The following is a 4,802-nucleotide window of genomic DNA, read 5'->3' as shown; positions in this document are numbered from 1 at the left end:
GGTTCACTCGTTGAGCGGTGAACAGCGCTTCATACGACCTCACGTCGCACGCCCCAAAATCACTTAGATTAAATACTCTAGGATAATCTTCTTAGTGGCACATACCCTAGAAAAACTAATGTCTAAGCAGGTGTGTATCGACTGGGGCTCAGATAAAGAAAGCGGCACCTTCAATAAAGATCACCGCTTTTCAAAACTAACCCTCAAAAGGTTTATCAGAGGTTTCGCCAGTGCCTTCATACAACACGACGGACATTATGTTTCCATATTTACTATACGGAGCAGGTTTAACCCAGCCATTGGGGTCAGCATTTTCCCTCACGGTACAATCATTCTGTGGACGCTCGCTATTACATATGTAGCGGTAGAGCACCATCACTTTAGGCCCATCAACCAGCACCTGCATCACAGGATTGGCTTTGTGGTTCTTGTAATAGCGATTCATGGTGTCGATTTTCTGTTTGGCTAGCTCGCTGTCAATCTCGCCATCGATGCGATACCACTTTTTATCATATACGTCCTCATAGTTTCCCCATTCTGGTTTCCAACGCCGTTTCCATTCTTCGGCCCAATAGCCACTGCCCCAGCCGCTCTCCCAACTGCCTTCAATCGCTGTAGGCACGCCCATACCAACACTCGCACTTTTACAACAACCTTGCACTCCTCCATACGCAAAGTTTCCCACCCCGCCATAGATATCGGTGATCCACATATCACGAATAAACTGTGGCCCTCCCAAAGAGCCAGATTGACTGATTTTAGACACCGAGACGGGTTTCTCACTTAAGCAGCCAGCTAATAACACCAATAAGCCGATTATCGTCAGTCGTTTAATCATCATTAGTAAACATCACTCGTTTTAGTTGGTTGGATTCCGTTGTCACACCATTGACCATCTTTTCATAAGCACTGTCAAAGCCTGGATTAATGAGAGCATCATGAGGTCTGTGTATCCAGTCTCGGCCGTATTGACGTATTTCTGCCATCCAGTGCTCTGGGGTTATGCTACCAAGAGGTTGGGCTAAAAGCTTGTTTTTTAAAGCCTCCAATGCGACGTCGTTTTGTGTCGGGGCCATGTAATCTTGCGGAAGCTCTAATTTGTTCAGCAACCATTTTATGCCCATTGCCTCACTTTGCTGTTTCATACGTTCTAATGGCAAGGCAGATAACCCATTGCTGATAGGGTGAAACTCATAGTAATACAAGGTTTGGTTGACCTGTTTAACCGTACCAAAGCGACCTTTTAATTGACACTCCCTTTCCCAAGCTTGGCACTCTTGGGCAAACAGTCTTTCTCCGTGATTGGCGGCGGCTTGCGCATGTTGGTGGTTCGCTCGGCGAATAGTCTCTGAAAATAGCTCACTGGCCGATTCTGTTTTTATTAGCTCTCGATTAAAGGTTGCCGAGAGTGGCATCCCGTATCGTTCTGGTAAGCCTTGTTTGTCATATTGATGTTTGGAAGGGTAACCACCGCCAACATCGGTATGGCACCCCGCGAACACCTCTTCATAGAAATGGCCGTAAAGTTGGTCTTGGCTTGAACGTAGTGACGTCAGCGGAAAGTTTTTGCGATATTCATGGTGCGCGCTAATTTGAAATACCCGCTCAGCACAGTTCACATCAAGCCCTAACTGAAAGTTACCATCTTCATTATCCCCAGCCTGATAAAACGAGCCGACACTCTCAAATAGGCCAACAAAACGCACGCTACAGGTACGAAACTCATCTGGGTAATAACCCCGTCTTGCTTGCACGCAGTCATCATCCACATGTGCCAGTAAATTAGGGAAAACCTCACCACAGGATTCACCTTCACGGGGGAGATTATAATCAGGCAACCCGTCTTTAACGGCATTGACAAAGTGACGCGCTAACGCGGCCCCTCGGCTAAAACCAAATACATCAAACTCGATATGGGTAATATCTTCATATTCTTTGTTCAATGCGAGCGCTTCTACAATGTCGGAATATTGCCGAGTCCAGTTTTGCCATTTGTAAAACGCGCCCGTTTCACTTGATAGCAAATCTAATGTAGCTTTGATTAAAGGATGAGGGAGATGAGGTAGCCGATTAGGTTCTACCCCAAACGCTTGCGCAGCGTCCGTTTCATCTTCGCCTTCATCAATCAGCGCAGGGTCTTGCCAAGCATCATCAACCGTACCCACACCAGAGACATAAATCGCATTCGATTGTTCATTTAACGGATACGCTTCAAACAACCGCGCAATATTGGTGCGCGATTTCACCCCTCGGGTTTCCTTGTACAAGTCATTGAGGTTGTTTTGCCCTGTGCCATCAAAAAACACCCCGATACGCAGCGTCTTGTCTTGCACTCTCTGTACGTTGAGCACAGGGGTTTGTTTGGGCATTCTCGCATCATCAAACAGGTGCAATACAGACGGCGATAGCTGAGGTTTGGCGTATTCTCCCCATACATTACCGTATGGATAGGCGCAGCCCAAAGCAAAGTCAGCTTGAGGGCACGGCTGCTCTATTTTCTTGGCGTCAGGGTCAAAAAATGCTTGTTCACTGACGTTAATCGTGTCGCCTGCCTTTAATGACATGGGGTTACTGGCATAAGTCGGGTTTAAATTGAGTAATGCCTTGGGGCTAAGACCGTATTGCGGCGCAATGTCAGACCATTTTTCATGTGTACCGTCGGATTTTACCGCAACCGTATGGGTGTCTCTTTCCTCTTGCGTCTCTTCTTGTGTGATTTTTTCTCTGGCAAGTAAAGGCTCTGAACACGCCGATACCAATGCACCGACGTCAATCTTAGTGGTGTTCTCGTCAAGCCAAGCCACATTTATCTCAGCCAACTCGTCATTAGTCAGCTTCTTGCGACGATAAAAGAGATGTTGAGGTGCAGGGTCCACATCTTCAATTTTGACTGGCACCAATAATGTGGTGTGGGTGTGCTCGCTAATAAGTTCTTTGGTGATGCCACTGGGTGAAGAGCGCGTGATTTGCCAAGCGCTTCGGCCTTTACCAAGAATGACCATCTCATACACCAACTGCCCATCATAGAAGTAGTAATAAAAACCGTGAGCAGCGCGGCCTAGTCTAGACTCACTTTCCACAACAGGCGTAAAGGGAATAAATTCCGCATTGATATGCTGTGAGTCAATCGGCTTTGACGTAATGGAGTATGATTGGCTGATCCCCATGCTTTGGATACGTTCATGGGTCAGCGACTTTTCCTCTTCTTCAAAGCATTTGGCGGTTAAAATAGTATGGCGATGCGGCTGTATCTCTTCAGCTTTTTGCCAGCTCTGACTCCGCCCTTCGTTAGAGGTCTTACCCAAGCTAAACACACCCGTTTGCAACGTACTTAGGCTATCTTTGGGCGTATGAATTTTAATGCGGCATTCAAACCCAGCCACAGGCGCTTTGTTTGTGTCAGCGATACGAGGCTGCGGGGGAAGTTTCACGTCTTCCTGAACAGGGGCATACCCTGCTCGGCGTGTCGGTCTGGGAAAATAGAGCGGCATGGTCAACATCCTGAAAAGACAAAGATTTAGTGTATCAATAGGTCATTACTTGCACACTAAGCAAAGTGACGGATTTTCTAGGTATTTGGTCTGAATGAGTGGGTATTTAGGATAAAAGTGAAGTTTGCCCTAATTCCTTCTCAGCGCAAATATCTACTCAAAATTTGCGGCTGTACGTTTGCCTTACCTGTGGGTATTCGATGAAGTGCCAAATCAAGCTTTTTCAAAATCATGCGTCATTTGGCGGTATAATCTCTCATACGTCTAAATAACTTACTGATTATCAATGGAACAAAGGTAATAAATACCGCATTATAGGACGATGAAGGACGGCTAAAAGCCGTATAGAAAGCGTTGTAAAAATTAGTAAATTTCAGAGGTTGGTTTATGGTAAATGATCTAGTGAAAGTGTGTTACGAAGGAGAGTCAGGATCTAGTGACATTCGCACTTGCTACATAAATGATATTTTACATATCTCTCTTTCAGACATTTTTATTGTATTAACAAAAGAAAACAGAAAGTTAGATGAACATTTCCCGTCTAAGTATATCCCCAATTTAATCAAGTCCCAGTTGCAGGACCTAGACGATGATGAGTTCTTTCTTATCCCAGTCGCAGAACCTCAATTTGATGATGAAAAAGAGGTGTTTGTTACTCAGCCTGGACTTAATAGAGTCATGGCAAGCGATAAGTCAAAAGCAGGTAAGCAGTTTCAGCGCTGGTTATACCACGAAGTAATTCCTTCACTTCAAAAACATGGTGTATATCCCCCTCCGAGAACAGCGCAAGGTTCAGCATTGGCACAGATGGCAGAAATTATCGCGCAAAACTCTAGAGCACTTGCCGATACTATCTACGAGCAAGAAAAGTTGAAGCAGGAAGTTGATACCGTAAAAGGGCAGGTAACAAAGATGCATGATCGAATGAACCAAATCGAATATGGTTCAAAGATCGTTGATAATGAACATGTCTTAACAGTTAGCGAATGGTTTGCGAACAAAGGTTTCTTACTCACTTCAGAAAAAGAAATAGATATTCTGGTTTGGTGTGAAAATTTATCTCTTTGTAAACAACAGCCTAAAATACCTTGTCCTTCTGGTGAACGAAGAAGAGCAAGGTTCTGCTCCGTCATCATCGAGGAAGCAAATGACTTGCTTGAGAAGTCTCGAGGTTAAATTTTTATAACAAAGGTTTAAGGCTCAAGATACTTTTTCTAACGTCCACGAAATGAGTTAGAGCTTCGACTTTAACTCAGTTTTGTCCGTGCGACGTGAAGTCGCATGAAGCGCTGTTCACCGCGATAAGAGTGA

Annotated in this window: 3 protein-coding genes; 1 reads left to right on the top strand and 2 read right to left on the bottom strand. The window is 45.0% G+C overall.

The window, feature by feature from the left end; all coding sequences use genetic code 11:
• Window positions 1-196 precede the first annotated feature (196 nt).
• Both AAFM34_RS20350 and AAFM34_RS20345 read right to left on the bottom strand, forming a co-directional pair.
• Window positions 197-841 carry a hypothetical protein gene (locus tag AAFM34_RS20350; RefSeq protein WP_341666006.1) on the bottom strand — a complete coding sequence of 215 codons (645 nt, stop codon included), beginning with the start codon at window positions 839-841 and terminating at the stop codon, window positions 197-199.
• Window positions 831-3,491: a DUF2235 domain-containing protein gene (locus AAFM34_RS20345; protein WP_341666004.1), complete on the bottom strand. Its 2,661-nt coding sequence runs from the start codon at window positions 3,489-3,491 to the stop codon at window positions 831-833. Before AAFM34_RS20345 ends, AAFM34_RS20350 begins: the two co-directional genes overlap by 11 nt.
• 387 nt (window positions 3,492-3,878) lie before the next feature.
• On the opposite strand from AAFM34_RS20345, the gene AAFM34_RS20340 reads away from it, so the two are divergent.
• Window positions 3,879-4,667, top strand: coding sequence for a BRO-like protein (locus AAFM34_RS20340; protein ID WP_341666002.1), 789 nt, complete (start codon window positions 3,879-3,881; stop codon window positions 4,665-4,667).
• The last annotated feature ends 135 nt before the right edge of the window (window positions 4,668-4,802 follow it).

It is taken from the genome of Vibrio sp., assembly GCF_038138445.1.
GTDB lineage: Bacteria > Pseudomonadota > Gammaproteobacteria > Enterobacterales > Vibrionaceae > Vibrio.
Note: the sequence above shows the minus strand (reverse complement) of the source record. Positions and strands in the feature narration are given on the sequence as shown.